Genomic DNA, 26,881 nt, shown 5'->3' with positions numbered 1-26,881 from the left:
TCGGCGCACCAGAAGACCGGCTCAGGGGGAAGCGCCACCAGCGCCTCCCCCTGAGCCGTCAATAATGGTGCATGGGGCGCTTCCACCGCATCGTAGGATTGCGAAGTGCACGTGCTCGTAGGGCTTGACGTGAGGGAATGCGCCGTCCACGGGGCGGTGACCGCTTTGCTATGGAGGTCGCGGCGGCAGCTGGGCCTGGTCGGGGAACGAAGGGGTGACTCGTGACGCGTCGCATCGTCATGCTCGTCGCCGTCCTGTTCCTGACGGTGTTCACCGCGCCCCCGGCGGTCGCGATCGAGCCGCCCGCCATCGACCCGACCGCCCTGCCGCCCGACGAGACGGGCCCCGACACCCCGACCGAGCTACGTCGCGTCTGCTCGAGCCCGACCGTCTTCCCCGGCGCCAACTTCGCGGACAAGCCCTGGCCCAACGACTACCTCCGGATCGCCGACGCGCAGAAGTTCGCCACCGGCGCCGGCGTCACCGTCGCCGTCATCGACACCGGCGTGAACGGCTCGGCACGCGTGCCCGCCCTGCCCGGCGGCGACTTCGTCGACAAGGCCGGCGACGGGATGAACGACTGCGACTCCCACGGCACCCTGACCGCGTCGATCATCGCCGGCCGCCCGTCGCCCACCGACGGATTCGTCGGCGTCGCGCCCGACGCCCGGCTCCTGTCGCTGCGGCAGACGTCGGACAACTACCAACCCGTCGGCGCGCGCACCGATCCCAACGACCCCAACACCACGCAGACCGCGGGCTCGTTGCGCAGCCTCGCCCGCTCGATCGTGCACGCCGCGAACCTCGGCGCCCAGGTGATCAACATCAGCGAAGCGGCCTGCTACAAGATCACCCGGCCCATCGACGAGAAGAGCCTCGGCGCCGCCATCGAATACGCGGTCAACGCCAAGGGCGCCGTCATCATCGTCGCGGCGGGCAACACCGGCCAGGACTGCACGCAGAACCCGCCGCCCGACGCGTCGACCCCGGCGGATCCCCGCGGCTGGAAGCAAGTTCAAACCATCGTCTCGCCGGCGTGGTACTCGCCACTGGTCCTCACCGTCGGCGGCATCGGCCAAACCGGCCAGCCCAGCACGTTCTCGATGTCCGGTCCATGGCTCGGTGCGGCCGCACCCGCGGAGAACATCGTCGCGCTGGGGTACGACGGCAACCCGGTCAACGCCCTGCAGGGTCAGGACGGTCCGATCCCCATCAACGGAACGTCGTTCGCCGCCGCCTACGTGTCCGGGCTGGCCGCCATGCTCCGGCAGCGGTTCCCCGACCTGACCCCCGCGCAGATCATCTACCGGATCACCGCCACCTCACGGCATCCCGGCGGCGGCGTCGACAACTACGTCGGGGCCGGCGTCATCGATCCGGTGGCGGCGTTGACGTGGGACGTGCCGTCCGGTCCGAAGACGGTGCCGTACAAGGTGCAGCAGATTCCGGCGCCGGTGTACGTCCCGCCGCCCGACCGCGGGCCCATCACGATCGTGGTGGTGACCGGCGTGAGTCTGGCAGTGGCCCTCGGCATCCTCGCTCTCGCCAGGCGCGCACTGAGGCGCCGATGAAAGACCTCCTCTCGGTATTCGGTCTGCGCATCACGACGGGACACCTGCTGTGGGCCGCCGTTCTGATCCCCGCGTGCGTGGTGTTCTTCGTCCACATCCACCTGACGTGGTTGGCGATCACTCTGGCCGTGCTCATCGCGATCGCGGCGATGCTGACCGTGCGCGGCCGTCGCGTGACCGGCTGGATCGCCGCGGTGTTCGCGTGGCGGCGTCGGCACGTGGTGCCGCCCAAGGCGCCGTCGGCGGCGGCCGTCGGTGCGACGGTCATTCCGGGTGACCACGTCGCGGTGCGCTGGCAGGGCGACCACCTCATCGCGATCGTCGAACTCGTCCCGCGCCCGTTCACGCCGACGGTCATCGTGTCCGGCGAGGCCTTCACCGACGACGTGCTGGACACCCAACTCGTCGAGCAACTCATCTCCACCTACTGCCCCGACCTGGAGGCCGACGTCGTCTCGGCCGGATACCGGGTCGGGCGGACGGCGCCGGCAAGCCTCGTCGCGCTCTACGACCAGGTGGTGGGGCCGTATCCGGCGCCGGCCAACCGGCGGACCTGGATCGTGTTGCGCGCCTTGCCCGAGGAGACCCGCAAGTCTGCGCTGCGCCGCGACGCCGGCGTCGCCGGGCTGGCCCGGTATCTGGTGGCCTCGGCCACCCGCATCGCAGATCACCTGGCCAGCAACGGAATCGACGCCCGGTGCGGACGCAGCTTCGACGACTTCGATCGCGCCACCGAGATCAGCTTCGAACGCGAGGCGTGGTCGCTTATCAAGGGGCGCAGCACCTTCACCGCCGCGTACACCGCACCCGGCGGCCCGGACGTGTGGTGGTCGGCGCGGGCAGATCACACCATCACCCGGGTGCGGGTGCGGCCAGGCACGGCCCCGACGACGACGGTCCTGCTGACGACGTTGGCCGAACCCGCTACGCCACGCGGGTTTTCGTGCCTCTTCGGCGGCCAGCGTGCGGCCCTGCACGGCGAGAGCCCGACCACCGACCGGCACTACGAACTGCCGATCGGTTCGGCCGGGGTGTTGGTCGGCGAGACGGCCGACCGGTACCCGGTGTACATGCCGTTCGACGACGTCGACGTCAGCATCAACCTGGGTGACGCGCGGCTGTTCACCCAGTTCGTGATTCGGTCGGCCGCCGCCGGCGCCGTCATCACCTTGGGGCCGCAGTTTCGCGAGTTCGCGGGGCTCATCAACGCACGCGTGGGCACCGTCGCCAAGATCGTCTGGCCCAACTCGACGACCTACCTGGGGCCGCATCCCGGGGTAGGACGAGTCGTGTTGCGGCACAACTTCATCGACACGCCACGCCACCGCCAGCTGCCCATCCGGCTGATCAACCCGCGCGAGGAAAGCCGCTACCAGATGGCGCTGGAGCCATGACACGTCAATTGCGGGGGCACGTGTGGGCAGGGTGTGAGGAGGACTGATGGGCGACGGCATCAAGGTCGACACGGGGGACTTGCGCACTAAGGCAAACCAGGTCGCGAACGTCGAGTTCGCCGACCCCGAGGGGCTCTCGTCGGGGCTTCAAGCACCGGATAGCTTGCCCCACACGCAGCGAACCATAGAGCACCTTCAAGCCAATGCGGACTATTTGGCCAAGAACCAAGCCTTCGCGAAGACCGAGCAGCAGCGACTGGCCGAGACGCTCAGATCGGTCGCCAAGGCCTACGACGACTTCGACGAGGCCGCGCGGCGCAGCATCGACAGCGGCGGGCCAGCACCGGCGCCCGTCGTCCCGGCAGGTAGCGGCACGCCCGAGCCGAAGGCCCCAGGATCGTTGGCGGCACCGTCTCGAACGAGCAGTGGCGGCAACGTCTTCATCGACCTCGCTCAAAACGCACTCGTCAGCGGTGACCACGGTGCGTCGCTCGAAGCGGCCCGCAACAAGTGGGACGCCAACGGCGTCGCGCTGCAAGAGGCTGGGGCCACGTTCATCGCGCCCATCGTCAACTGGGAGGGCGAAGCGGCCGACGAGGCGTACGGCAAGTTCTTCAACTACGGCAACTGGATCACCCAGCTCGGCCAAAAATGGCAGGAGCTGGCGCGCGAAGCGCAGAAGGTGTGGGACGCCCACCTCGCCGCCGTGGTCAAGCACAACCCGGTGTACCAGCAGTACAAGTCGTTGGAAGAGAACATGACCACCGCCAACCAGCATGCGAGCTTGGTCGCGATGGAGAAGCTGGTCAAGCAGTCCGAGGACATTCAGGACGAGTACACGACGGCGGCCGCTGTCGAACGCGTGACGGTCGACAATCCGCCGCCGCCCGTCGGGACGCCTTCGGCACCCGTGACCGAGAATGGGGACCCGAGGAAGCTGCCGTCCGACTGGCAGCAGACGCAGTCGGGACAGGGCCCCGGATCGCCGTCGACCGGCGGTGGCGGTGGAGGTGGCGGCGGAGGACAACCCGGCGGTTCGCCGTCGATGCCGCAGACCCCGTCGCAGGGGGTGTCACCCATGTCGGCCGAACAGAAGTCGGGTGAACCCTCGGCCGGTCAAGGCTCGGGCGCCGGGGGCGGATCACCGTCCGGCGGCGGCTCACCCTCGGGCGGATCGCCCGGCGGCGGCATGCCGAGCCTGCCCGGTGGCGAACCGGGGGACACCCCGTTCCTGCCCGACGATCCCAGCCTGCACCCCGCCGCAGCCGACGCAGGTGGTGGCGCGATGGGCGGCGGAATGGGTGGCGGAATGGGTGGTGGCCATGGCGGCCAGGCCCAGGGCGGCAAGGAAAAGCGACGCACCCCCAGCCTCTCCCCCGACGAAGACCTCTACGTCGAGGATCGCGAGTACACGCAGGGCGTCATCGGTGACCGGAAGCGCAGGACCGTTCAGGATCCGAAGGACTCCAAGTGACCGAGGACATGCACCCGCAGGTGGCGGCGGTGCTGAAGCAGGCGCAGCGTCTGCAGTCGCTGATGGACGACCAGCTGAGCAAGATGGCGGGCGAGACGTTCACCGCGACCGACGAGGCGAAGACCGTCGAGGTCACGCTCAACGGCCACCACTGGCTGACTGACGTCTTCATCGAAGAGGGGTTGTTGCGGCTCGGAGCCGATACGGTCGCTGCGCGGGTCAACGAAGCGTTGCAGAACGCGGGGGCGACTGCGTCGGCGTCGATCGAGGCCGACCGCGAGCGTATAGATTCCGTCGTCGCCGAGATCACGTCCGACCTCAACGACGCCAACGACTAGCACCGGGAGTTCAAGCGATGAACCGCACCCTGCCGCGACGGACCTCGTGAACGAGCCGTCGAATCCCGCAGGGCCGCCGACCTGGGGCCGGTGATGGCCGCCTTCGCGGGCGACGTCGAGGCACTCGGCCAGGGGACGTCGAACGGGGCGTTCCAGGACTTCGCAACGTTCGACCTACGTGGCCGCGGACGGGGCCCTGACGCGTGCGGCATCCGACGTCACAGGGGCAGTCGACTTGGCGTGCCTGGCAACCGAGAGGGGATTTCGGGGGGAAATTTGGTGCACGGGGCAGTGGGGTTTTCGGCTTACGGTGAAGGCGTGTGCGCGTCGCTGGGGCGAGGCGTGACCGGCGAGTGCAGCGGGGGTGCGGGCATGTACGGGGTAGTCGAAGGAACGCGCGGATGAGCACGCCTTCTCACGACGGGTGGTCGTCGCCGCAGCCGTGGGAGTCGACGCCCGCCGATCAAGGGCAGCCGTACGGTCAGCCGTTCGACCCGACCGTGTCCAGCCCCAAGCAGCAACCCCCGCCGCCCGGGTGGGAACAGGGAACGTGGACCCAGCACGGTGGCTCGAAGGCCACCGACGGCAACGGCCGGTGGCTGCTGTTCGCCATCGGGGTGTTGGTGGTCCTCATCGTCGCGGTCGCCGTCGCGTTGCTGGTCTTCTAGGACTCGCGGATGAGCACGCCGCCGAAGGGTGCTGGATGGCAGCCGGGCGAGCCGCACGGATCGGGGCCGCCCTGGCAGCAGGGCCCGTTTGTACATCCGCCTGGACCCCCACCCCCGACCGGCAACGGGCTGAAGTGGCTCCTCGGCGCAGTCGCGGTGCTGTTGGTGATCGCCATAGCCGTGGGCGTCACGGTGATCGTGCTGACGCGCCACCGCGAGTCAGAAGCCTCTCCGTCGGCAACGGCGGTAACGGGTGAAATTGCCAGCGCGGATGACACGGGGCCCGTCTCGGTGGTCACGGATGAGCCGACGTGAGGCGCATTCATCGCAATCAACAACAATCTTGCCGACATTCAAGCCAGTAGATGAGGGAGCCAACGCAACTCACTCGGAATCGCTCAGGAGTGGACGGCGCTTCCCTACCTCTCGTATTGATTCAAAAATATAGAGCGTAATAGACGAGGCGACGCGGGAATGCCGTGCTAGAGGACTTCAGTGCAACTGCGGCGGTCTGTTTGCGAGCGGACGTGGTAGACGGCGACGCCGGCACCGACAACTGCTGCCGGAGCCTCGATCAAGCCAAACAAGTCGTAATCCGAGCCGTGCAGCGGGCGCTAGACACCCGTCCGGCTAACACACGGGCTGCGCCCGCCGCTTCGCGGCGATGACGGAACGGCGAACATCGGCAACTTTGAACTGGCGCATCATTGTCCACACCCGGAGAGACGGAATTGGTGCATTGCCGCGTAGATTCCTGTCCTACGCTGATGACGAGCGCCTCGGTAAACTCCGGAGCGTGATCATTAGACCGCTCGGGAGCGTGAGGATGGTACTGCCGACTACGGGTAGACGCGCATGAGCTTGCCTCCCGGTGGATGGCCGCCGCCCCAGCAATCGGGCCCCCCGAATCAACCAGGGCAGCCGTTTGGCGGGCCTGGCTACGACCCCCATCAGGCGCCACCCGGTTGGCAGCAAGCATCCTGGCCGCAGCAGCCTGGGCCGCCTCCGCCAAAGGGCAACAGCCTTAAGTGGCTACTGATCGGCGTAGCAGTTCTCTTGGTGATCGGTATAACGGTGGGAGTCACCCTGATCTTTACTCGCGATTCCGGGGACGTTAACACGACGCCATCCACGTCCGGTGCGCCCAGTGACTTCGCGAGCGCGCAGGACTCCGGGGCTGTACAGGTCATCACAAGCGACCCGACTTGCAATTCGTTCGTTGATATAAATAACAGCCTTGCCGATATTCAAGCGAATGGCTGGGGAGCTCAGCGAAGTGCACTTGGTCCGGTCCAGGAATGGACGCCTGAACAGCGGGCACAAGTTGAAGCGGTGAGCAAAGCGACCCGCAACGCCGCCGACCAGATTGCCCCACTTGCAAAGCAAACGCCGCATCGCGTCGTACGGGAACTATATCAACAGTTTATTGCCTTCGGCCGAGCCTACGCAGATAGCATTTCCACCTATGTGCCAGCCAACAACGGGCTGGCGTCGGCCAACGTAAACGCAAGTTCAGCGCTTGTAGGGATATGCAACGCCATCACGTATGGTTCCGCCGCTCGGTCAGTGGCCTTGGACCCGATGGCCCCGCCCGTGAATCGCGCGGATCCGGGGATAGCTGCTGAGCCCCAGCGATTCATCACCACAAATGAGCCGGCATGCACCTCATTTCAGCAAATGTCTGACAAATTCAACGCCGACACTGCCGACTGGCAACAGCTCGATTCGAGCGTAGCCGCAGAACAGTGGACCCCCGAACAGCGCACAATACAAATGGCTGCGCTTCCGTTCATCACGTCTTGGGCGAATGACATGGAACGCGTAGGAAGAGGCAGTGGGAACGCCGTGCTAGAGGACTTCAGCGCTACGGCAGCTGTCTACCTGCGCGCCTACGTGGCGGTAGGCGACAAATACGTCGGCACCGATAGCTGGTTGTCCTACGTGTCGGTGAAGTTGAATCAAGTCATACTCGGGGCATGCCGGGCCACGGCGGGGTAATTATCAGATGACAATCCAACGGCCGACGGGCGAGTACACAAGCCGGATGACGGTGCCTCCCGAGGCGTGGCCAATGGCCGATGAAGATGCCCACGGCCAAAGGGCTGGCGACCTTTTAAATGTCGGCCTACGCCTCGACAAAGCTGGTGCTTCGTGGCTACGCACTCTTACCTCAATATTCGAAGGCAATACCTGGTCTGGACAGGCGTCTGACGCCGGAAAAGCGAGAGTGCAGAGCATCTCGGACTCGACGCAGCATGTCGGGAGGATGATCACGGACGGTGCTGCATTCCACCGACACGCCGCCGAGTCCATCATGAACGCCAAGAACCACATCATTGCAAATTGCGATGCTGCCCAAAAGGTGATCGACAACTTGAAGTCGTTGTCGCTGTCGAATAAGGATGATCAGCAGAAACGCGCAGACGCGATCGACGCAATTGTTGCACAAGCATTAGAGGCTAATACGACCGTCGTGTCGGCGGCGGGCGACGCAATCGCAAGCGGAAGAATTTATCCGCCGGCGGCTGATCGTGATATCCCCGACTTTCATAGAAATGTGCCACAATTTGCGGTCGCCCAGGGGCCCGTCGGTAACGGTATGCCAGCCAGAGGTAGCAGCGCCCCTAACCTCAATTCGGGTGATTCTGGAACGTCAAACCCAGACGCAGCTAAGAACCAGGCCCCTGCACCGTCGGCGGCGAGGCCGCTCAACCAGGATTCGGGCCAGTCGTCTAGGGGCGTCAAACAAGCAACAAATCCTGGCTCCACGACGGCACCCCAGACCAACGTAGATAGCCAAGGCGCACCTCAGAACGTCCAAAATGCTGGCTACTCGCCCCAGCCGTCCGCCCCAAGCACCCCACGCCCATCCGCCCCAAGCGCCCCGAGCGCCCCGAGCGCCCCCAGCCTCGGAGGCGGAGGTGGCAGCTCACCATCAAGCCCGTCCACCAGCGCACCGTCCGGTGGGTCCACCTCCTCGCCCTCGCAGTCGATGAGCAATTCGCCCTCGAGCACCAAGTCCGGTTCCTCTGAGTTCCAGGCCAAGGCCGACGCGGCGACCGACGCCAAGAACGCGGAAGCCAAGGGTGGGGCGGCGGGCGGCCCCGGCGGGTCCGGTGGCGAGAAGGCCCCGGCCGACCAGTTCGCCAAGGGCCTCAACACCGCGGCGACCCAACAGCCCACCATGTCCCCCGCGGCCGCCACCGCCCCACCCTCGACACCGCTGGCACCGCCGACCGATCCGGCCGCGGCCGCTCCCGTCCAGCACACCGCCGGTACGACCGGCGGCGGAGGCGGTACAGGCGGCGGCGGTGCGGGTGGTGGAATGCCCAGCGGCGGCGGGTCATTCGGCTCGCCAGGCGGCAGCTCTCCCGCACCGCCACCGATGCCACTCGGTCCCCCGACCACGCCGCCACCGGCAGGTCCGCCGCCTGCGGCCGGCACGCCCGCGCAGCCCGCCGCGACGGCGGGGGGCACCGGACCCGGGGTCAACCCCGCGTCGACGGGCAAGACCGATCCCGCCCTTGCAGGCATGGCTCCCATGCCGGTGTCGGCCGCGAGGATGGAACGCGACGCCATCCTGTCCGCGTCGACCGCCGGCGCGATGCAGCGCCAACGTGGGAATGCCAACGCCGCACTCATCCAGGCCCGCCGCATCGCCGCGGCACTCAACATGGGCGCCCCGCAATACGGCTTCTACTGGGTGACCGGCCTCGCCGCCGACGGCTCGATCGTGGTGGCTAACAGCTTCGGACTCGCCTACATCCCCGAGGGTGTCGAGCTCCCCGAACAGGTCACGTTGGCGTCGGCCGACGAATCGATCTCGCCGACCGACCGCGGCAAGTGGGCCACCTACCCGATTCTCGCCATCCAGGGTTGGGCGCAAGCGCACGATCAGAAGTTGCGGGCCGTCATCGCCACCAAGGAGCAGTTCGCGAGCTTTGACCCTGGCGTTCCCAAGGTCGTGCTGCAGCGCGACGACATCCCCGAGACGGGAAAGATGCAGGGCCGCAGCCGCCTCGAGGTGATCGCCCCCAGCGCCGCGAAACGACTCGCCTCGGTCGGCGATGGTGCCCTACAGGACCTGCTGCCGATCGCGCCGGCCGATTCCACCGCACCCGAGGACAAGTCCGCGGCGCTGTGGTTTGGCTTGATCAAGCCGCTGATGAGCACCTCGCCCGACCGTGGCGTCACGCACCTCGAGGCCTTCGTGACCTACGCCGACCACGCGCAAGAGTTGGCACTTCACAAGGCGCACAACGCCCTTGACGCCGCCGTCCAGCGGGCCGCGATCGCCGACTGGGTCTACTGGCAGCATCTCGGCGTGCTGATGTCGGACGCACTCAGCGCCGAGGTCACCGTCTAAGTCAGCGCGTCACAGGTTGATCGTCGGGTCCGGCGCTGCGTGTCGCGGCGAACTCCGTTGCGGCACCGGCGTAGTGGTGGCCGGAGCGTCCTTCGGCGCCGGTTCGGGCGCGCGTTCCGCGGCCTTGTCGCCCGCGGCGGCTTCGTGCTTGGCCTTGTCGTCCTCGTCTCGGCGGTCGTCCTGTGGCGGCGTCTCGTCGGCAGCCTTCTCCGCGCCGCCCTCGGGTGACCCCGTCGCCCCGCCGCCTAGTCCGCCGGCCATCTGACCGATCTGCTGGACGCTCTGCATGACGCCCTGGGGAACTTGGCCCAGCGCGCTCATCGCTTGCATGGGCATCTGCGCGGCCTGGCTCGCCATCTGCATGGGCATGCCCATCATCTGGCCCATTTGACCCATCGCGCCGCCACCACCACCCGCGCTGGCTGCACCTCCACCGCCACCGGGGGATCCCGATGAATCGAATTGGTGCTTCTCGTAATTCGCGGCGAGTTGGGCGTCGGTGGCCGCATAGCGGCTGGCGGCGGTCACCACGTTGTTGGCGGTGGTGGACGCCTCGCCCTTCAACTGCGGCAACGCATCCTGGATCGCGCCCTCCAGGCTGGGAAGCTTCTCCGCGATGGCCTGGCTGATGGCGTCCTCGCCCGACACGGTGAAGGGCGGCGGCGCTTCCGGCAGGTCGCCGGCCGCCGTCAGGAGCTGATTGCCGTACTTGCTCAACAGGTCTGGGTCGACCTTCAGCGGTGGCTGACTACCGGGGCCCGTCATTCACACCACTCCGCTCAGAATCGGATGTTACGCAGCAGGTCGTAGACGCCCGCGATCCACAGCAGCAGCGGGATCACCGCGGCAATCGCCGCACCGTCGAGCAATTCGAGAATCCGCTTGGTCACCGGCGACACGCGACGCACGCCTTCGGTGGCCCCGACCATGATCAGCGCAACGAGGACAGCTGCGGTGTAGATGCTCAGCACCAACCACGCGCTCTCCGGATCCCAAAGCGCCAGCCTGATCACCACACCGGTGGGGATCGCCACGCTGGCGGCGAGAAGCGCCCATGCGCACCACCTCTCGGCGTAGAGCCGCGACCGGAAGGCACACACCGTCGTGACGAGTCCCGCCACGATCAAGCTGTGGATGAAGAAGTGCCCCTGTACCACGACGGTGATCGCGCCGGCGGCCAACACCACCACGCCCGCGGACAGGAACCCAACCAGGAGCTGCTTCGCCAGATGACTGCGTTCGGTCAGCCGGGCCGCGGATTCGGGCACCGAGGCGATGATCGCCTGCCACGTGGGGGATTCCTCGTCGCTGGCCTCGTGGGTCGACACCGGGTCCAGCAGCTCTTCGTTGGCGACGGTCTCGCCGGGGGCCGGGATGGGCGGCAATGCGATTCGGGCGACGGCGACCGTCAGCTTGGCGGCATTGGTGACGACGATCATGCCGAAGGCGATGGCGCCGGCGGGCACCCATTCTTGCCAGCCGTAGCCGTACGCCACGGCGGCGGCGGTCACCGCGACCGCCCCGACCGCCATGAACGACGCCGCCTCAGCGCGCTTGCGCGGCCCACCCCGCGTGGCGAGGACCACCAACAGCACCACAGCGGCCGCCCCGGCGACGTTGGGTGCGCCCAGCCCGTCGACACCGATCGGCAACGGAACGGCCAGCGCGGCGGCACCCGCGAGGGGTGCGAGCGAGGCGATCAGCAGGCTCTCGGAGGTGCTGTCGTTCTGGTACCGGTTGCGCGCCACGATGCTGCCGACCAGCAGGCCGACCCCGAGCAGCCCCAGCGCCAGCGTCCACCACCAACTGTGTCCAGTCTTGGCCCAGCTCAACAACACCAGGACCGACAGCACCGCCGCGACGATCGGGATGGCGAGACCGACGAAGCGGTTCAGTGCCCCGCGGTCGAACTCGGGCGACTCGTCGAGCACCGCGATCGCGTCGATGACGTCCTCGACCAGTGGCCGGTAGCGCTCCGTGCGACTCACCGACACCAGGGTCAACAACGCGCCGTCGACCACGCCCGCATCGTCGAGCGATTCGGCCGCCTTCAGTGGCGGGGCACCCGGACGGGCGAACGCCCACTCGCCTTGCGCCTTGAAGTCGAAGCCCGCCAACACGTCGGCAGGCGTGTCCTCGAGCATTTCGGCGAGCACCGTGACGGTCTCGTCGATGTAGGTCTCGACCGGCGCAGCCGCGGGCAACACCAGATCGGTCATGCGCCGGCCGGTGAGGATCGTGACGCGGGTCGTCGAGGGCCTACCGGGCGTGACGCTCGACGAGGTGGGTGCGGCGGCCGTGGTGGTCAACGACGTTCGAGCCGATCGAAGTCGTCGGACAGCGCAGCCGCGAGTTCGGTGACGCGTCTGCGGAATTCGGGCGACAACAAGTCCAGTTGGATTTCCGTACCCGCGGCGATGTGCTTGTCCCAGGGCAGGACGACGACGCGGCCCGCCGGCACGTGGCGCTCGAACTGCTGCACGAGGTCCTCGACGTCGATGTTCGGCTTGCCCGGCGTGACGTGATTGATCACGACGCAGGAGCGCCCGAGCAGATCCTGATATCCGTTCTGGCGCAGCCAGTCCATCGTGACCGCTGCTTGCCGGGCACCGTCGATCGAGGCACTGGCGACGATCACCAGACCCGACACCGTGGAGAGCACGCCCCGTGACGCGGGCTGGAACAGTCCGGCGCCGCAGTCGGCGAGGACGAGGTTGTAGTACCGCGAGACGATGCCGACGGCGCCCTTCCAGTCCTCGTCGTTGAACTCTCGCCGGGCCCCGCTGTACTCCTCGGAGGAGAGCACCTCGAGGTTGGAGCCGTTCATGCTGGTGTAGGCCCGGATGTCGTTGTACCGCGATAATTCCTTGTCCGACAACAGGTCTGCGACCGTGGCGGCGGACTGGCGTCCGGCCCGGTCCGCGAGGTTGCCGCCGTCGGGATCGGCGTCGACGGCCAAGATGCGGTCGCCGCGGATCTTGCTCAACGAGGACCCCAGCGCCACGGTGACGGCCGTCTTGCCGACGCCGCCCTTCAATCCGAAGATACCGATCTGGTAAGAGTCGCGTGCGTTGCGTCGGATCCGGGCGTGCAGATCCATCTCGTACATCTCGTCGGGCGACAGGCCCAGGTTGATCCGGGTCAGCATGTAGACGATGTGGCGCCAACCGCGCTGCGACGGCATCTTGACCGCGGACCGCACGCCGACGTGCGAGAGCGCGTCGATGGCGCGGTGGTTGCCCATCGTCGCGGCGGAGGTCGGGGTCGGCTGAGCGCCGACCTGCTGGGCGGCGCCCCACGCGGCCCTGTTCTCCGCTTCGGCGTAGTGCTGCGACGGTGTCGGGGCGGACGTTGGCCGCGCCGACGTGGCGGGGGCGGCGGTCCGCTGCTCGAAGCGCGCACCGGTCTGCGTGCCCGACTGCGGGGCCCGCATCATCCCGTTCTGCACCCGGGGAGCACCCGCCTTCGTCGGCGGCATCTGCATGGTGACCTCGGTGGGTCGCGCTGGTGGCGCGGTCGCCGCCGTGGACGCGGACTGCGTCGCGGTAGGGGCGACCGGCATCGGACCTGAGGGTGAGTCCGCCCGGCCCGGGGTGGCGGGGTTCGGGCTCGCAGCCGCCGGGGCCGCCGCTTCCCGATCGACGCTCACGGTCTCCTCTTCCGGCTGTGCCGCCTCCGAGGAGTGGAAGACTGCCGTACAGCTCGCCGTTGACGCGGCGGGGCAGCGACACGATCCGGCCTTGGCGGGAATCCAGGACGCCGGCCGCCACGTCGGACTGGGTGTAGGTGCCTCCGGGGTGACGCTCGTTGGCCGTGATCTCCACCCAGCTGCTCGGTGCGGCGGTGATGTCGGCGTACAACCTGGCCGACGGCGGGTCGACGCCGAACTGTGCCAGCTGGTTCGCCGTCGTCGACTGGCCGAGCTTGCTCGCCACGCCGGTAAGCGGTTCGACGTCGGCCGGGGTGGCGGCTCCCAGGACGGCGGTCACCATGCCCGCCAGCCCGACCTGCGGCGCGATGCGCTGCAGCACGATCATGTCGCCGTCGCGCGCGGCGATGACGTGGCGGTCCTCCTTGCGGCAGATGGCGAAGCGCACCATCTTGCCGCCGACGTCCCTACGCCACCAACGGCATTCGAGAGTCCGGTCGGCCCGGCTCAACGTGTCGACCATGGCGGCCACCTCGGGGTGGGGCGCCCCGAACACGTCGAGCACACCCTGGGTGGTGAGGTCGCGGGCCACCTGGTCCCACACGATGTCGCGGAGTTCGAGCTGCGGAATGTTCGGACGGATCCCGAGCGCCGGCGGGAATTCCATCATGTGCAGCCGGTCGGCGACGACGAGCATGCCGTCGATGGTGAGTTCGACCGCGACGACGTCGTCGACGTGGGTGCCGCGGCCGCCGCTGGGCATCGTCATGGCTGGCCCGCTCCCCGCTGGCCGAGTCGCGGCCTCCGCAGGAGCGACTCGTAGGCACGCAATTCGCCGGACATGTCGATACCCCCTCCTCCCCATCTTCCTATGACGCCAACGCCCCCGACGGGCCTTCTTCTCGACCCGGCCGCAGGCGTCTCGGACGGGGTCGGGACCGGTGTCCATCTCGACGTGGGCAACGCCTCGCCCTGCGCCCCGCCGAGATTTGCCGACGATCTTCGGACCGCCGGCGGGTTGGTCCCATCCCAACCCCGTAGTAAATATGAGGGTACCAGCGGTTTCAGGGCACCTCGTGCACCATTTGACGCGTCGTCCGGTCCTGCCGATCGCGATGAACATTGCTGTTGAGCAGTGTGAATGCCGTGAGTCGTGACCGATCGCCGGCGACGATGGCACGACGGCGCCGCCGGCGTCCGGGCCGGACACCGCCGGGGTCGGTCGGTTGAGGTCCTCCGTCGGCGGGGTGCGGCACGGCCGGCACCGTCGACTCACCGGTTTGCTGCACCCCGCGCGACGACACCCCGCGACCGCTGCCAGGGTTACGCCGGAGCCCGGTGGTTGATACTGGAGCGCAACGCCGGATGTCGCGTCGTGTGAGACACGGGAAGGAGCCATGGTGCCGTGAGTGATCGCGACGACGCCCTGCGCAAGGAGCTGGGCTGGACTGGGCCCGAGGAATCGGACTACGAGCCCGCCCCCAACCCGCCGACGTTCACCCCTGCCACGGCCCCGCTGCCGCCGAGGCCGCCGGTCGACTACCCGCCCCCGGTCGACGCGCGGGAGCCCGAGCCCTCGGCGCCGCCGCCTCCCCCACCTCCGCCGCGTGAGCCGCAACGATTCGGACCGCCCCAGGGCCCACCTCCGCAGTGGGGACCGCCGCCTGGTCAACAAAACCCGAATCAACAGCACCCGGGCTGGCAGCAGGGGCCGCCACAGCGACCCGGCCCGCCGCCACCGGGACCGCCGCCCGGTCCGCCTCAGTACGGGACCTGGCAGGGCCAGCCCTACGGACCGGATCCCCGCCTCGCACCCGCCCCCACCGGGTCTTACGCCGACCGGATCAGGGCCGACGACCTGGTCCCGGCCCGACGCCCCGTCGCGGCCTCCGGATGGCGCCGCGCGATCTACAAGATGACGTTCGGACTGGTCAACCCCGGCCCGTCGCCGGAGGAGCTCCGTCAGGCGGAGCTGGAAGCCCGCGTCAAGGTCGTCATGCGCGGGCACTACAAGGTCGGCGTGATGGGCAAGGGCGGCGTCGGCAAGACCACCGTGTCGGCGAGCATCGGATCGGTGTTCGCCGAACTGCGTCAAGAGGACCGCGTCGTGGCGATCGACGCCGACACCGCGTTCGGAAAGCTCGGCAGCCGCGTGGACCCGAAGGCCATGGGCTCTTACTGGGAGCTGGCCGCCGATCAGAACCTCGAGACGTTCGCCGACGTGCGCAGCCGGGTGGGCAACAACTCGGCCGGACTGTTCGTCCTGGCCGGCGAGGCGAGCCCGGCCCGCCGACGCGTGCTCGACCCCGCCATCTATCGCGAGGCCACCGCACGGCTGGACCGCTACTTCTCCATCACCATCGTCGACTGCAGTTCGACGATGGACACCCCCGTCACCCAGGAGGTGCTTCGCGACCTCGACGCGTTGGTGGTCGTCTCGTCACCGTGGGTGGACGGCGCCGCGGCCGCCGGGCAGACGATGGACTGGCTGGCCAATCGCGGATTGACCAGTCTGCTGCGGCGGACCGTGGTGGTCCTCAACGACTCGGACGGCCACGCCGACAAGCGAACGCGGGCGATTCTGGCCCAGCAGTTCGCCGGGCAGGGGCAGGTGGTGGTCGAGGTTCCGTTCGACCCGCATCTTCGCCCCGGCGGGGTCATCGACGGCACGGCCCTGATGTCGGCGCCGACGCGACGCAAGTTCGTCGAGGTCGCGGCCGCACTCGCCGAGCACTTCCCCGCCAACGAGGATCGCGGCCGGGACCGCCGCTGAGTCAGCCCCAGTCGAGCTGGCCGATCAACACCTCGACGGCGTCGGCCGCCGACGCTGGCACCTCTCGTTCCGCCTCGACTCTGGCGATGACGTCCTCCTCGACGCCCGCGGCCTGAGCGGTTTCGCCGATGGTGAGATTCGCGGTCCGACGGGCGGCGTAGAGCCGCTGACCGAGGGTGGCGTCCTTGGCCGTGGCAGCCCGCATCGTCAATTCGTCCATTCGCCGCCGAACGGCGCTGAGCGCCCGGATCAGTGCGGGCGTGACCCTGCCAATTCGCGTCGCCCGCGCCGCCACCGCCTCGAGCTGCCGCAGATCGGCCAGGATCGCCGATATCCGGGTGGTGAACTCCGGGTCGTCGACGGGCGGTAGGGCCTCGATGGTGGACCCGAGCGCGTTGGCGGCGGCCACCACCGCTTCGGCGATGAGCGAGCCCTCGTCGCCCGCGGCGTCGTCTCGGCTGACGGCCGGCGTGGAGGCGTCGGCGGCGGGTGCGCCCGTCCGGAGGCGGTTGATCGTGCCGGGTGGCCACTTCAACACTTCCTCGAGCTTCGCCCGCGTCTTGTCGCGCGGCCAACTGCGCCCCTTCTCGAAGGAGATCAGGGCGCCGGCGTTGATGATCCCGTCGGCAGCCAGGCTGCGCTGTGAGATGTCCAGCTCGCGCCGGCGTGCGGCGGCGGCCGCACCCGCCCGCGCCATGCCTGGATCCACGATCGTGGCGTCGTCGTCCGCCTCCGCCGGGATGGTCATCTCTTGCTCGTCCTCGATGCGCTGCGATGGTTTGACGGCCCCGCTGACCGTAGCAGTCGGCGTTCGGCTGCTCCGGTCGATCCCCTTGAACTGTCTCATCGCTACGGCTGGTGGTCAAGCCTCCGGACGGCTGGGCGATGCCGACGGGACACGTCAGAAGTGGTCGTGAGCTGCGGCTTGGCGATCGACTCCCGGTCGCCCGGGGCCCGCAGACGCCGCGCCGCACGGATTCCAACCCAGGGCGCTTCGGTTCAAAATGTTGCAACGCTACGGTTGCTGCTATACATTTGCGACATCGCGACGCACCCGACTGCGTCGCTCACGACAAGGAGTACGAGATGAAGGCTTCCGGGATCGGATTGGCTACGACGAATCCCGTCGGACTGGACGGGCTACCACTCGGTGAGTGCACCAAGGATCCCGAGCGATGGACGACCGTCGCGGACGAGGACGCCAAGGCGATCTGCCGGATGTGCCCCCGCCGGTGGGCGTGCGCCCGCGAGGCCGTCGAATTGCCCAAGGCGGAGGGCCTGTGGGCGGGCATCGTGGTCCCGGACGCCGGCCGCGGTCGCGGTCACGCCCTCCGCCAATTGCGCGAACTGGCCGAACGCCACGGCTATCCCGTTCGCGCTCGGCGAATCTTCGTCGAGCAGTATTTGGAATCTGCCTGATCAATGCCGGGGTCGCGGTGAATCGGCGTCGAGGGGTCGCCGGTTCGGAATACCCAACGGTGCACGAGCGGTTAGACTCTCCGTGACGGTGCCGCTCATGCCCCGGGTACCAACTAAATTCGTCGCCTAGAGCGACCACCTGCCGTGAGGCGCCATGGCGGTACCGTCGCCTGAGCCGCCGATGCACTCGCATCGGCGGCTTTGGGCTTTCCGGGGTGGTTTCGAGCCTGTGGACAACTTTCGCCGCGCATCGGCGTTCTGTCGGGGGCCACTCGTAGCTTGGCCGGCATGACCACCCATTGGATCAACACCGTCAGCCGGGGCCACGTCACGCGAGGCGTGGCGGGCGGCTTCACCCAGGCCAACCACGGCAAGCCGCACATGCTTCGGCGAATGGCCCGCGACGACCGGATCGTCTTCTATTCGCCGAAGACCGACTATCCCGAGGGCGACCCGCTTCAGGCCTTCACCGCCATCGGGCGGGTGGCCGACGACGAGGTCTACCAGGAGGACTTCGACCCGCAGTTCCAACCGTGGCGTCGCCGGGTCGAGTTCCTGCCCTGCACCGAGACCCCGATTCGGCCGCTCATCGACCAGCTGGACTTCATCGAGAACAAGACGCAGTGGGGATACCGTTTCCGGTTCGGAGTATTCAAGATCGACGCTCGCGACTTCGAGGTGATCCGGGCCGCGATGACGGGGTGACGGCGCCAGCCGGAGCTACTCTGACGGGGTGAGCAACACCGAGCTGGCGCCCGACCAAGTCGCCTGCGGTGCTTCGCGATTCACCGGTGTGTTGCACCCGCGTGAGGTGCCCCTCGGCGGTCCCAGAGCCATCCGGGTCCGCCGTACCCTGCCGCAGCGGCAACGGTCGCTCATCGGAGCGTGGTGCTTCGCCGACCACTACGGTCCGCACGACGTCGCATCGGGCACCGGCATGGACGTGCCGCCGCATCCGCACTCCGGGCTCCAAACCGTCAGCTGGCTGTTCAGCGGCGAGATCGAACACCGGGACAGCGCAGGAGTGCACGCGATGGTGCGCCCCGGCGAGCTCAATTTGATGACGGCGGGGGCGGGCATCTGCCATTCCGAGGTGTCGGTTCCCACCGCCCGCATCCTGCACGGGGTGCAGCTGTGGGTCGCCCTGCCCGACGCCCACCGGAACACCGGCCGCGACTTCGCCCACTTCGCGCCGTCGGTGAAGACCGTGGGTGACGCCGACATCCGGGTCTTCCTTGGCGAACTTGGTGGCGTCCGGTCGCCGGTGCACACCTTCACCCCGCTGCTGGGTGCCCAGGTCGACCTCGCACCGGGCGGTGTCGTCGAGCTCGCCGTCGACCCGGCCTTCGAGCACGGCGTCCTCCTCGACCAGGGCGAGGTGCACGCCGGCGGCACGACTCTCGGCGTGGCCGACCTCTGGTACCAGTCACCCGGCCACGACGTAGTCCGACTGACCAACGGTGGCGGCGCACCGGCGCGGATGCTGGTGCTCGGCGGCACCCCGTTCCCCGAGGAGCTGGTCATGTGGTGGAACTTCGTCGGCCGCAGCCACGACGAGATCGTCGAATACCGTCGCGAGTGGGAGCAGCACGCCGAGCGATTCGGTTCGGTCGACGGTTACCCGGGTAGACGATTGGCCGCCCCGCCCCTGCCCAACTCGACCCTGCTTCCCCGCCCCAACCGCTGACCCGAGGAGCTCGATGACCACCGTGAAGACCACTGACAAGACCGGCGCGGAGACCACCGTCACCGCCGAGGCCGACCGCTTCGTCATCGCCGTCGAGGGTCGGAACGTCGGTTTGGCGGAGTTCTCCGACGGCAATGGGCGACGCACCTTCCCGCACACCGAGGTGGATCCGAAGTTTCAGGGCCGCGGGCTGGCCACGATCCTCGTGGCCGAGGCGTTGAAGGCCACCCGGGAGGCGGGGCTGCGGGTGGTGCCGGCGTGCTCGATGGTCGCCGACTACATCGACAAGCACCCCGAGTTCGCGGACATCACCGACGCAACCTGACCGATCCTCACCGGTCGAGGGCGCCCCACCCTGGCGCGGCTATCGTCGCCTCCCATGACGACACAGGTGCCGCCGGCGTTCTTCACCACCGACGGCGACGCCTTCGTCCCCACCGCCATGGCCAAGGGGCCGTGGGGTCCCACGATCAGCGGCAACTTCGTCGGAGGCGTCGTCGGGCACGTGGCGGAGATGGCCGTCGACGACGACGAACTGCGGCCGGCCCGCCTTACCGTCGACCTGCTGCGGCCCGCTGCCGTGGCGCCGCTGTGCGGTCGCACCCGGATCGTGCGAAGTGGCAGGCGGCTGACCCTGGTAGACGCCGAATTGGTGCAGCAGGACACGGTCGTCGCCCGTGCGACGGCGTTGTTCTTGAGGAAGGGTGACGAGCCGTTGGGAGAGGTGTGGTCGGCGCCGACGACGATGCCGCCATTGCCACCGGAGGCCGCACTGGCCGACACCGGCGCACCGATGCTCGTCTGGGCGTACGGCAGGAACCCCGAGATCGCAGGCGCACCCTTCGATCTGACGCAGTGGCAGCACGACGGCCCGAAGTTCGTCTGGGTCCGTGACCTGGCACCGCTGATAGACGGCGTGCCAACCACGCCGTTCGTCCGTGCCTCGATGGCCGGCGACGTGGCCAGTTCGTTGACTCATTACGGCACAACCGGGTTGAACTACATCAACGCGGACTACACCCTGACGTTGAGCCGACTCCCGGAGGGCTCGGACGTCGGCCTCGCCGCCATGTCGTTCACCGGCCACGACGGCATTGCGACCGGCACGGCGGCGCTGTTCGACGCGCGGGGGCAGATCGGGACTGCGAGCGCGACCACCCTGGCGAACCCGGGGTTCGCGCCCAGTCGCCCGGGCTAGAGGGGGCGCGTCAGCTCAGGTACTGCGCGGTGGACCCCGCCACGGGCATCTCGCCCATGCCCAGCTTGCGGTGGTCCCAACTGCGCGTCCTGGTGGGCACCAGCCGCACGGCGATCCGGTTGTTCATCATCTGGTCGACGAACGGCCTCATGTCCTCGGTGTAGGGACCGGTGTAGCGCTCCCAGACGCTGATGCCCACGCGCAGAAGCAGATCCGGGTCGTCGTCGACGATGTGGGCGTCGCCGTCGAACGACACCCCGCGCAGGGTGTCGTAGGTGTCGCCGTCTTCGATCATCACGGTCAGGCGTGGGTCTCGGCGCAGGTTCACCGCCTTCTGCGACTTGGCCTTGGTTTCGAACCAAATGTCGCCGTCCACCACGGCGTACCACATGGCGACCAGATGCGGTCTGCCGTCAGCCGCCAGCGTCGCCATGGTCGCGGTGCGGCTGCGCTCGACGAACTCGACGATTTCGTCGTCGCTCATCACGATCTTCGACCGTTCGTTCTTGCCCATCTCGTATCCCTATCAGGGTCCGCGAGGTCGATCGTCACCGGGCTGCGATTGCGCTCGGCGGTATACCCTCGCATTTCGTGTGATCGACGAAGCAGGATGTGTGTCCATGGGCGGAGTGAAGGCGGCGCTGATCGCCGCGGCCGTGGCGCTGCTGGTCGCCGGGTGCGCGACGACCACGCCAGGCGTGGCGGTCTCGCCCCTCTACGATCCGTTCCGCGCCGGGGGCCTGCCCGCGGAGGACGGCCCCAGCGGCATCCGGGAGGACGCTCCCGCCCCCGAGGGCGACGTGAAGGGTACCGACGGCGGCGACGCCGACAAGCTCGCGACTCTCGGCGTCAACGACGTCGCAGAATTCTGGAAGCAGAACTACTCCGACTCGTTCGACGGATCCTTCTCCGCCATCGGCGATCTCGAGTCCTACAACTCGGAGAGCCCATCCAGCCCGGAGATCTGCGACGGGGAGACCTACGACAACCCGAACGCATTGTTCTGTCCGCCAGACCATCTCATCGCCTGGGACCGCGGCGTGCTGGTGCCCCTAGGGCAGCAGTTCTTCGGCGACACGTCGATCGCCGCCCTGCTCGCACACGAATACGGGCACGCGGTTCAGGACATGGCCCACCTCGTCGACGACGACACCAGCACGCTGGTCAGCGAGCAGCAGGCGGATTGTCTGGCCGGCACCTACATTCGGTGGGTGGCCGAGGGAAAGTCACCACGCTTCCAGCTCAGCACCGGCGACGGCCTCAATCACGTTCTGGCGGGCGTACTCACGCTTCGCGACCCCACCTACGTCGCCGACGACGCACCGTATCTCGAGCAGGGCCACGGCACGGCGCTCGACCGCATCAGTGCCTTCCAGATGGGCTTCACCTCTGGGGCGGCGGAGTGCGGCAAGATCGACTTGGACGAGATCACCCAGCGGCGTGGCGATTTGCCGTTGACGCTTCCCGAGAAGAGTGGCAATGACCCGACCTCCGGCGACGTCGAGGTCACCGAGGACGTCGTCACCTCCCTGGTCGACGTGCTTGGCACGGTCTTCCAGCCCGCCAACGCCCCCAAGCTGTCGTTCGGAGCTCCCCAGTGTTCCGACGCCAAGGCCGGCCCGGCGGCGTCGTACTGCCCGGGGAGCAACACCATCTTCGCCGACGTCGCGGCCCTCGCGGAGATGGGCAGGCCGTCGGACCGCGAGGACTACACCTTGCTACAGGGCGACAACACTGCGCTGTCCGTCGTGACGTCGCGCTACGCGCTGGCGATCCAACACGAGCGCGGCGAGCCGCTCGACACCGCCGCGGCCGCCTTGCGTACCGCGTGCCTGACGGGGGTCGCGCAGAGCGCCATGTCCGAGAATCAGGGCTTGGCGTTGACGTTGACCGCCGGCGACCTCGACGAGGCGGTGGCGGGACTGCTGACCAACGGCATGGTGGCGAGCAACGTCAACGGTGAGACGGTGCCCGCCGGGTTCACCCGAATCGTGGCGTACCGGTCCGGTCTCGGCGGCGATGCGAATCTTTGCTACAACCGCTTCAAGTAGCTCGCCCGTAGGTAGTGTCGTTGCGCCGCAGCCTCGGTCGCTAAGATGAAGTCTCCGGTAACACGATGAGTGCGAGGAGGGTTGGCGGCCAGTGGCAAAGAAGACCGTCGTCGAGTGGGTCGACGACATCGACGGGACCGCTGCGTCGGAGACGGTGACGTTCACCATCGACGGATCCCGCTACGAGATCGACCTGTCCGAGAAGAACGCCGCGAAACTGCGCAAGACCATGGCCGGTTGGATCGAGGCCAGCCGGCGCTCGTCGAATCGCCGGACGCGCAGCACACAGCAGCCCAAGAGCGACTCCTCAGAGTCGACCAAGGCGCGAAAGTGGGCCATGGACAACGGTTTAGACGTGGGCCCCCGTGGCCGTCTCCGATCCGAGGTCATCGACGCCTACCGGACGCGGTCCACCGACGCGAAGTAGCGCAGGCGCGTCAACCGCGAAGTGTGCTGCCCTCCAACCACTCTCGCCACGGCACGCTCCAGTCGCCGTTCTGCCACTGCTCCAGGGGCGCGCCGCCGGTGTTGCGCACCTCGACGACGTCACCCGGCTGCGAGAATTCGTAGAACCAGCGGGCGTCCTCCGCGCTGAGGTTGAGACAACCCGCCGAGACGTTGGTGTTGCCCTGGGCCCAGACCGTCGCCTCCCGTTCGTGGAGATAAATGCCGTCGGGGCTGATGCGCGTGGCGTACGGCACGCTGATCCGGTAGCCCGACGCGGAGTTCACCGGCAACCCGTAGGTCGACGAGTCCATCATCACGGGGTTTGCCTTGTCCATCACGGTGTAGACGCCCGACTGGGTCCAGAAGTGAATCGTCTTGCCTCCCACCGTTTCGGTGCCGCCCCGGCCCATCGACGTCGGCATGGTCCTGACGAGCTTGCCGTCGTCGTACACGCTGACCTGCTTGGTCACGTCGTCGGCAATGGTCACGTGGGACGGCCCGATGGTGAAGCCGACGCTTCTGTCCTCTTGACCGTAGAGACCGTCGCCGAGCGGGGCACCGTAGATGCCCGCCGAGACGCGGACCGCGGTGGTGGGCGGAAAGTAGTCCCGTGGTCGCCAGTGCGCCTTGCGGTCGTCGATCCAGGACCAGGCCCCGACCACGGGCGGGGTGGTGGTGACGTGCATCCGACGCTCCGCGGCGGCCCTGTCGACGATGGGGGCGTCGAAGCGCTCCACGATCACCGTTCCGACGCCATACGTTGCGCCGTCACGCAATTCGGTCCCCGCGGTCGTGGTCAACGTGACCCCGGCCTGCTTCTGCGGCACCACCGTCGAGAATCGCGTCGTCTTCGTCGTAACGGTGGCGTCGGTGCCACGGCCGGTCGCCGTCAGCGTGTAGGTGCGCCCGTATCCGAGGGGGACGGCGGGCCGCCAGGCGGTGGCGTCGGGGGTCATCGCCCCCGCGATGATCTTGCCCTCTTCGTTGACCAGGCGAACGTCGGTCAACGTGCCGGAGCGCGCGGCGACCCACGCCGTATCGGTGGGAAGCACGTCGCGCGCGCCCGTCGGCGGAAACAACGCCAGGCGGGGCGGTTCCGCAGCGACGATCTGGTCCACGGGCTCGGCGGTGGGTTCGGGGGAATCGGGACGACGGACGTCGGCCGTCGTCGAGACGAGGACCGCCACGACCGCGATCACGGTGAGCAACGCGGCGCGGCGTTGGCGTAGGGGGGTCACGGGCACGTCTCCGGTCGGCACAGCATCTACGTAGCAGCATAGTAGATGGCGTCAGTTGACACATTCCAATATTCGCATGTGTGGATGTATGCTGCCTGCCATGGGAGAGACAGCACACGACCATGGCCCCGGCGGGCACTCGCACGGAGTGTCGGCCGACGCTGACCGAAAGTGGTTGACCCTGGCGCTGATCCTGATCGTCGGGTTCATGGCCGCCGAGGTCGTCGTCGGCGTCATCGCCGGTTCGCTCGCCTTGATCTCCGACGCCGGGCACATGCTGACCGACGCGGTGTCGATCGTCTTGGCACTGATCGCCATCCGCCTCGCCGCCCGGCCGGCGCGCGGCGGCTACACCTACGGTCTCAAGCGCGCCGAGATCCTCTCCGCCCAGGCCAACGGCATCACCCTGTTGTTGCTGGCCGCCTACTTCGTCTTCGAGGGCATCCGCCGCCTCGTCGACCCCGGCGAGGTGGAGGGCCTGCTGGTCTTCGTCACCGCGTTGGTCGGCATCGTCGTCAACGTGGCCGCCACCTGGTGCATCAGCCGCGCCAACCGGTCGAGCCTCAACGTCGAGGGCGCCTACCAGCACATCCTCAACGACCTGTACGCCTTCATCGCCACCGCGATCGCCGGCGCCGTCGTCTGGCTGACCGGCTTCGCCCGCGCCGACGCGATCGCCGCGCTGATCGTCGCGGCACTCATGGTCAAGGCGGGCTGGGGACTGGTCCGCGCCAGCGGGCGCATCTTCCTCGAGGCCGCGCCCGAGAGCGTCGACCCCGCCGCCGTCGGCGCCGAACTCGTCGCAGTCGGCGCCGTCGTTGAGGTCCACGACCTGCACATCTGGCAGATCACCTCGGGGGAAGCGGCCCTGTCCGCCCACGTGATCGTCGGCGACGGTGCCGATTGCCACGCGATTCGCGGTGAACTCGAACGGATCCTGCACGAGCGGCACCACATCGACCACACCACCCTGCAGGTCGACCACGTGTGCGCCGACGACCCCGACGAACACTGTGTCGAGCCGCACGGGCAGTCCTACCGCAGTTAGCGTCGGGACAGCCGACGCCTACGTCTCGCGTGGCACGCGGATGCCGTACTGACTTATCTTGCGGTACAACGTGGCTCGACTCATCCCGAGCGCGCGGGCGGCCTCGGCCATGGTCGGAGCGTCTCCGGCCGAGAGCACCCGGATGATCTCCCCACGTTCGAAGGCCTCGATGCGGGACAGGTGCCGCGACGGGCCGGCGAGAACCTCCGGAGGCAGGCTGCCCACGTCGACGACGTCGTGGCGGTTCGCGGCGTGCGCGACGACGCGGGCCAGCTGGTCGACGTTGCCCGGCCACCCGTGGCTCTGCAGCGCACGCGACGCCGCGGGGCTGAACACGACGTCGCGGCCACGCGCACGCTTGGCGATCTGAGCGGCGAGCGGAAGCACGTCCTCGGGCCGGTCGCGTAGCGGCGGGACCTCGACGACGGTGTCGACCAGGCCGGCCAGCCCGGACGGGATGTCCTCGAAGCGTTCCGCCGTGACGGCGAACGGCACCGTCGCGTCGCGACTGGATCGCACCACCAGGTCCCGGAGCTGATCGGCCACCCACGTCGGCAGCAGGTCGACGTCGCGCACGACGACGGCGGTGTGCTCCTTCCCCAGCTCCGGAGTCCACAGGCCGAGCCAGGTCTGCAGGTCCGCGGACGCCGGTGCGCTGGCCGACAGGATCCGGTCCCGCGGGTAGGTGTGCCGGGCCGCCTGGGCGAGCAGGGTCGCCCGACCCGCCCCGGGTTCACCGATGGCGGCGACGACGTTGCCTGCGGCCATGGCCCGCTCGGCGATCGACACCGCGGCGTTCCACGACTCCGACAGGTCGTGCAGGCTGCCCGAGCCCGGTTCCAGCCGCGGCACCTCGACGCGGAACACCTGACCCCGCGGTGTCTGGCGCGGGCGGCGACCGTTGGACCGGGCGAGCATCAGCGCCGCGGTGTTGCTCGCCGCCGACCGTGCCAGCGCCAGCAGGAGCTCGCTCGAGGACTGCGACCAGGTGGTCAGGTTGACGCACCCCTCCAACCGGCCGGTGGAGGCGTCGAGGACCGGGACCGCCGCGCAGGTGAACGTGCAGAGGCTCATCGCGTAGTGCTGGTCGGCACGCACCAGCGTCGGCGCCCGGTCGGCCAGCGCGAGGCCCAGTCCGTTGGTGCCGACGTCGCGCTCGGCGTAGGCGAAGCCGGGCGCGAGGTGCACGTCGTCCAGCGCGCGAAGCAGGCTGTGGTCACCGCTCATCCGGCTGAGCACCACCCCGTCCGGGTCGGTCAGCATCATGCTGACCGGTTCACCGTCGAGGGTCCGATGCAGGTCGAGGAGCACCTCGTTGCCACACTCGGCGAAGAGCGACTCCAGGTTGTCGGTGCCGGTGAAGACGGGTTCGACGCTGTCCGCCGGCACCCCGTATCCCTCGCTGCGCTGCCAGGACGCCAACAGTCGCCGGGGCACCTCGGGTGCCTCGCGGTGCTGCAGTTGGTGCAGCTTCACTCGATCCGGTAAGCCGTCAGTCACGCTGTGATCCAGGTTACAAGCAGCCGGGCGCGGCCTCCCCACCCGAGCCCGCGTCGGCAG

Annotated in this window: 24 protein-coding genes and 1 pseudogene; 17 read left to right on the top strand and 8 right to left on the bottom strand. The window is 68.4% G+C overall.

The window, feature by feature from the left end; all coding sequences use genetic code 11:
• Positions 1–239: 239 nt before the first annotated feature.
• The 8 genes from mycP to H7J06_RS14255 all read left to right on the top strand — a co-directional run bounded on the left by mycP (position 240) and on the right by H7J06_RS14255 (position 9,811).
• The gene (gene mycP, locus H7J06_RS14290; protein WP_264039760.1) at positions 240–1,571 is read left to right on the top strand and encodes a type VII secretion-associated serine protease mycosin; all 1,332 of its coding nucleotides are present in this window, start codon (positions 240–242) and stop codon (positions 1,569–1,571) included.
• Positions 1,568–2,965 carry a type VII secretion protein EccE gene (gene eccE / locus H7J06_RS14285; RefSeq protein WP_264039553.1) on the top strand — a complete coding sequence of 466 codons (1,398 nt, stop codon included), beginning with the start codon at positions 1,568–1,570 and terminating at the stop codon, positions 2,963–2,965. Before mycP ends, eccE begins: the two co-directional genes overlap by 4 nt.
• Positions 2,966–3,011: 46 nt before the next feature.
• Positions 3,012–4,439, top strand: coding sequence for a PPE domain-containing protein (locus H7J06_RS14280; RefSeq protein WP_264039552.1), 1,428 nt, complete (start codon positions 3,012–3,014; stop codon positions 4,437–4,439).
• A complete protein-coding gene (locus H7J06_RS14275; RefSeq protein WP_264039551.1) occupies positions 4,436–4,777 on the top strand; it encodes a YbaB/EbfC family nucleoid-associated protein in 342 nt (113 codons plus the stop codon). The genes H7J06_RS14280 and H7J06_RS14275 overlap by 4 nt, the downstream gene beginning before the upstream one ends.
• Positions 4,778–5,178: 401 nt before the next feature.
• Positions 5,179–5,445, top strand: a complete 267-nt coding sequence (locus H7J06_RS14270) for a hypothetical protein (protein ID WP_264039550.1) — start codon at positions 5,179–5,181, stop codon at positions 5,443–5,445.
• Between the two features lie 156 nt (positions 5,446–5,601).
• On the top strand, positions 5,602–5,760 hold the full coding sequence (locus tag H7J06_RS14265; RefSeq protein ID WP_264039549.1) for a hypothetical protein: 159 nt from the start codon (positions 5,602–5,604) through the stop codon (positions 5,758–5,760).
• A gap of 759 nt (positions 5,761–6,519) precedes the next feature.
• Entirely contained in the window at positions 6,520–7,443 is a 924-nt protein-coding gene (locus H7J06_RS14260; RefSeq protein WP_264039548.1) for an ESX-1 system-associated protein, read from the top strand.
• Positions 7,444–8,437: 994 nt separating this feature from the next.
• Complete coding sequence (locus H7J06_RS14255; RefSeq protein WP_264039546.1) at positions 8,438–9,811, top strand: EspK C-terminal domain-containing protein; 1,374 nt, start codon at positions 8,438–8,440, stop codon at positions 9,809–9,811.
• Positions 9,812–9,820: 9 nt separating this feature from the next.
• On the opposite strand, the gene H7J06_RS14250 is transcribed toward H7J06_RS14255, so the two are convergent.
• The 4 genes and pseudogenes from H7J06_RS14250 to H7J06_RS14235 form a co-directional block, all read right to left on the bottom strand.
• Entirely contained in the window at positions 9,821–10,576 is a 756-nt protein-coding gene (locus H7J06_RS14250; RefSeq protein ID WP_264039545.1) for a hypothetical protein, read from the bottom strand.
• Between the two features lie 14 nt (positions 10,577–10,590).
• Positions 10,591–12,120, bottom strand: coding sequence for a type VII secretion integral membrane protein EccD (gene eccD, locus H7J06_RS14245; RefSeq protein ID WP_264039759.1), 1,530 nt, complete (start codon positions 12,118–12,120; stop codon positions 10,591–10,593).
• Positions 12,117–13,562, bottom strand: coding sequence for a MinD/ParA family ATP-binding protein (locus tag H7J06_RS14240; protein ID WP_372515313.1), 1,446 nt, complete (start codon positions 13,560–13,562; stop codon positions 12,117–12,119). Before H7J06_RS14240 ends, eccD begins: the two co-directional genes overlap by 4 nt.
• Positions 13,501–14,229: pseudogene (locus tag H7J06_RS14235) on the bottom strand (ESX secretion-associated protein EspG); the annotation flags it as partial. The gene H7J06_RS14240 and the pseudogene H7J06_RS14235, both read right to left, overlap by 62 nt.
• 636 nt (positions 14,230–14,865) lie before the next feature.
• Between H7J06_RS14235 and H7J06_RS14230 the strand changes: the two are divergent.
• A complete protein-coding gene (locus H7J06_RS14230; RefSeq protein ID WP_264039543.1) occupies positions 14,866–16,233 on the top strand; it encodes a MinD/ParA family ATP-binding protein in 1,368 nt (455 codons plus the stop codon).
• A gap of 1 nt (position 16,234) precedes the next feature.
• Here the strand turns inward: H7J06_RS14230 and H7J06_RS14225 are convergent, their stop codons facing one another.
• The gene (locus H7J06_RS14225) at positions 16,235–16,981 is read right to left on the bottom strand and encodes a transcriptional regulator (protein ID WP_264039542.1); all 747 of its coding nucleotides are present in this window, start codon (positions 16,979–16,981) and stop codon (positions 16,235–16,237) included.
• Between the two features lie 338 nt (positions 16,982–17,319).
• Between H7J06_RS14225 and H7J06_RS14220 the strand changes: the two genes are divergently transcribed.
• The 5 genes from H7J06_RS14220 (at position 17,320) to H7J06_RS14200 (ending at position 20,537) form a co-directional block, all read left to right on the top strand.
• Positions 17,320–17,652, top strand: coding sequence for a WhiB family transcriptional regulator (locus H7J06_RS14220; protein ID WP_264039541.1), 333 nt, complete (start codon positions 17,320–17,322; stop codon positions 17,650–17,652).
• Between the two features lie 288 nt (positions 17,653–17,940).
• Positions 17,941–18,357: an EVE domain-containing protein gene (locus H7J06_RS14215; RefSeq protein WP_264039540.1), complete on the top strand. Its 417-nt coding sequence runs from the start codon at positions 17,941–17,943 to the stop codon at positions 18,355–18,357.
• Positions 18,358–18,385: 28 nt separating this feature from the next.
• Positions 18,386–19,339: a pirin family protein gene (locus H7J06_RS14210; RefSeq protein ID WP_264039539.1), complete on the top strand. Its 954-nt coding sequence runs from the start codon at positions 18,386–18,388 to the stop codon at positions 19,337–19,339.
• A 13-nt stretch (positions 19,340–19,352) separates the two neighbouring features.
• Positions 19,353–19,664, top strand: a complete 312-nt coding sequence (locus H7J06_RS14205) for a GNAT family N-acetyltransferase (protein WP_264039537.1) — start codon at positions 19,353–19,355, stop codon at positions 19,662–19,664.
• A gap of 54 nt (positions 19,665–19,718) precedes the next feature.
• Positions 19,719–20,537, top strand: coding sequence for a thioesterase family protein (locus H7J06_RS14200; RefSeq protein WP_264039536.1), 819 nt, complete (start codon positions 19,719–19,721; stop codon positions 20,535–20,537).
• Positions 20,538–20,547: 10 nt separating this feature from the next.
• Here the strand turns inward: H7J06_RS14200 and H7J06_RS14195 are convergent, their stop codons facing one another.
• Entirely contained in the window at positions 20,548–21,051 is a 504-nt protein-coding gene (locus H7J06_RS14195) for a PPOX class F420-dependent oxidoreductase (RefSeq protein WP_264039535.1), read from the bottom strand.
• Between the two features lie 100 nt (positions 21,052–21,151).
• On the opposite strand from H7J06_RS14195, the gene H7J06_RS14190 reads away from it, so the two are divergent.
• Positions 21,152–22,588 (top strand): neutral zinc metallopeptidase, encoded by a 1,437-nt coding sequence (locus H7J06_RS14190; RefSeq protein WP_372515312.1) that lies wholly within the window; start codon positions 21,152–21,154, stop codon positions 22,586–22,588.
• A 91-nt stretch (positions 22,589–22,679) separates the two neighbouring features.
• Positions 22,680–23,015: a histone-like nucleoid-structuring protein Lsr2 gene (locus tag H7J06_RS14185; RefSeq protein WP_264039533.1), complete on the top strand. Its 336-nt coding sequence runs from the start codon at positions 22,680–22,682 to the stop codon at positions 23,013–23,015.
• Between the two features lie 10 nt (positions 23,016–23,025).
• On the opposite strand, the gene H7J06_RS14180 is transcribed toward H7J06_RS14185, so the two are convergent.
• Positions 23,026–24,273 (bottom strand): L,D-transpeptidase, encoded by a 1,248-nt coding sequence (locus H7J06_RS14180; protein WP_264039532.1) that lies wholly within the window; start codon positions 24,271–24,273, stop codon positions 23,026–23,028.
• A 100-nt stretch (positions 24,274–24,373) separates the two neighbouring features.
• Between H7J06_RS14180 and H7J06_RS14175 the strand changes: the two genes are divergently transcribed.
• Positions 24,374–25,321: a cation diffusion facilitator family transporter gene (locus H7J06_RS14175; protein ID WP_264039531.1), complete on the top strand. Its 948-nt coding sequence runs from the start codon at positions 24,374–24,376 to the stop codon at positions 25,319–25,321.
• An 18-nt stretch (positions 25,322–25,339) separates the two neighbouring features.
• Here H7J06_RS14175 and H7J06_RS14170 read toward each other — a convergent pair whose 3' ends face one another.
• A complete protein-coding gene (locus H7J06_RS14170; protein ID WP_264039529.1) occupies positions 25,340–26,821 on the bottom strand; it encodes an AAA-type ATPase lid domain-containing protein in 1,482 nt (493 codons plus the stop codon).
• Between the last annotated feature and the right edge of the window lie 60 nt (positions 26,822–26,881).

The organism is Mycolicibacterium hodleri, assembly GCF_025822245.1.
GTDB lineage: Bacteria > Actinomycetota > Actinomycetes > Mycobacteriales > Mycobacteriaceae > Mycobacterium > Mycobacterium hodleri.
This window is presented reverse-complemented; position numbering and strand designations above follow the sequence as displayed.

Coding starts and splice junctions, on each gene's coding strand:
- H7J06_RS14225 (WP_264039542.1), bottom strand. CDS start 16,981: ATGACCATCCCGGCGGAGGCGGACGACGACGCCACGATCGTGGATCCA.
- eccE (WP_264039553.1), top strand. CDS start 1,568: ATGAAAGACCTCCTCTCGGTATTCGGTCTGCGCATCACGACGGGACAC.
- H7J06_RS14200 (WP_264039536.1), top strand. CDS start 19,719: ATGACGACACAGGTGCCGCCGGCGTTCTTCACCACCGACGGCGACGCC.
- H7J06_RS14280 (WP_264039552.1), top strand. CDS start 3,012: ATGGGCGACGGCATCAAGGTCGACACGGGGGACTTGCGCACTAAGGCA.
- mycP (WP_264039760.1), top strand. CDS start 240: ATGCTCGTCGCCGTCCTGTTCCTGACGGTGTTCACCGCGCCCCCGGCG.
- H7J06_RS14270 (WP_264039550.1), top strand. CDS start 5,179: ATGAGCACGCCTTCTCACGACGGGTGGTCGTCGCCGCAGCCGTGGGAG.
- H7J06_RS14220 (WP_264039541.1), top strand. CDS start 17,320: ATGAAGGCTTCCGGGATCGGATTGGCTACGACGAATCCCGTCGGACTG.
- H7J06_RS14195 (WP_264039535.1), bottom strand. CDS start 21,051: ATGGGCAAGAACGAACGGTCGAAGATCGTGATGAGCGACGACGAAATC.
- H7J06_RS14205 (WP_264039537.1), top strand. CDS start 19,353: ATGACCACCGTGAAGACCACTGACAAGACCGGCGCGGAGACCACCGTC.
- H7J06_RS14175 (WP_264039531.1), top strand. CDS start 24,374: ATGGGAGAGACAGCACACGACCATGGCCCCGGCGGGCACTCGCACGGA.
- H7J06_RS14215 (WP_264039540.1), top strand. CDS start 17,941: ATGACCACCCATTGGATCAACACCGTCAGCCGGGGCCACGTCACGCGA.
- H7J06_RS14250 (WP_264039545.1), bottom strand. CDS start 10,576: ATGACGGGCCCCGGTAGTCAGCCACCGCTGAAGGTCGACCCAGACCTG.
- H7J06_RS14255 (WP_264039546.1), top strand. CDS start 8,438: ATGAGCAATTCGCCCTCGAGCACCAAGTCCGGTTCCTCTGAGTTCCAG.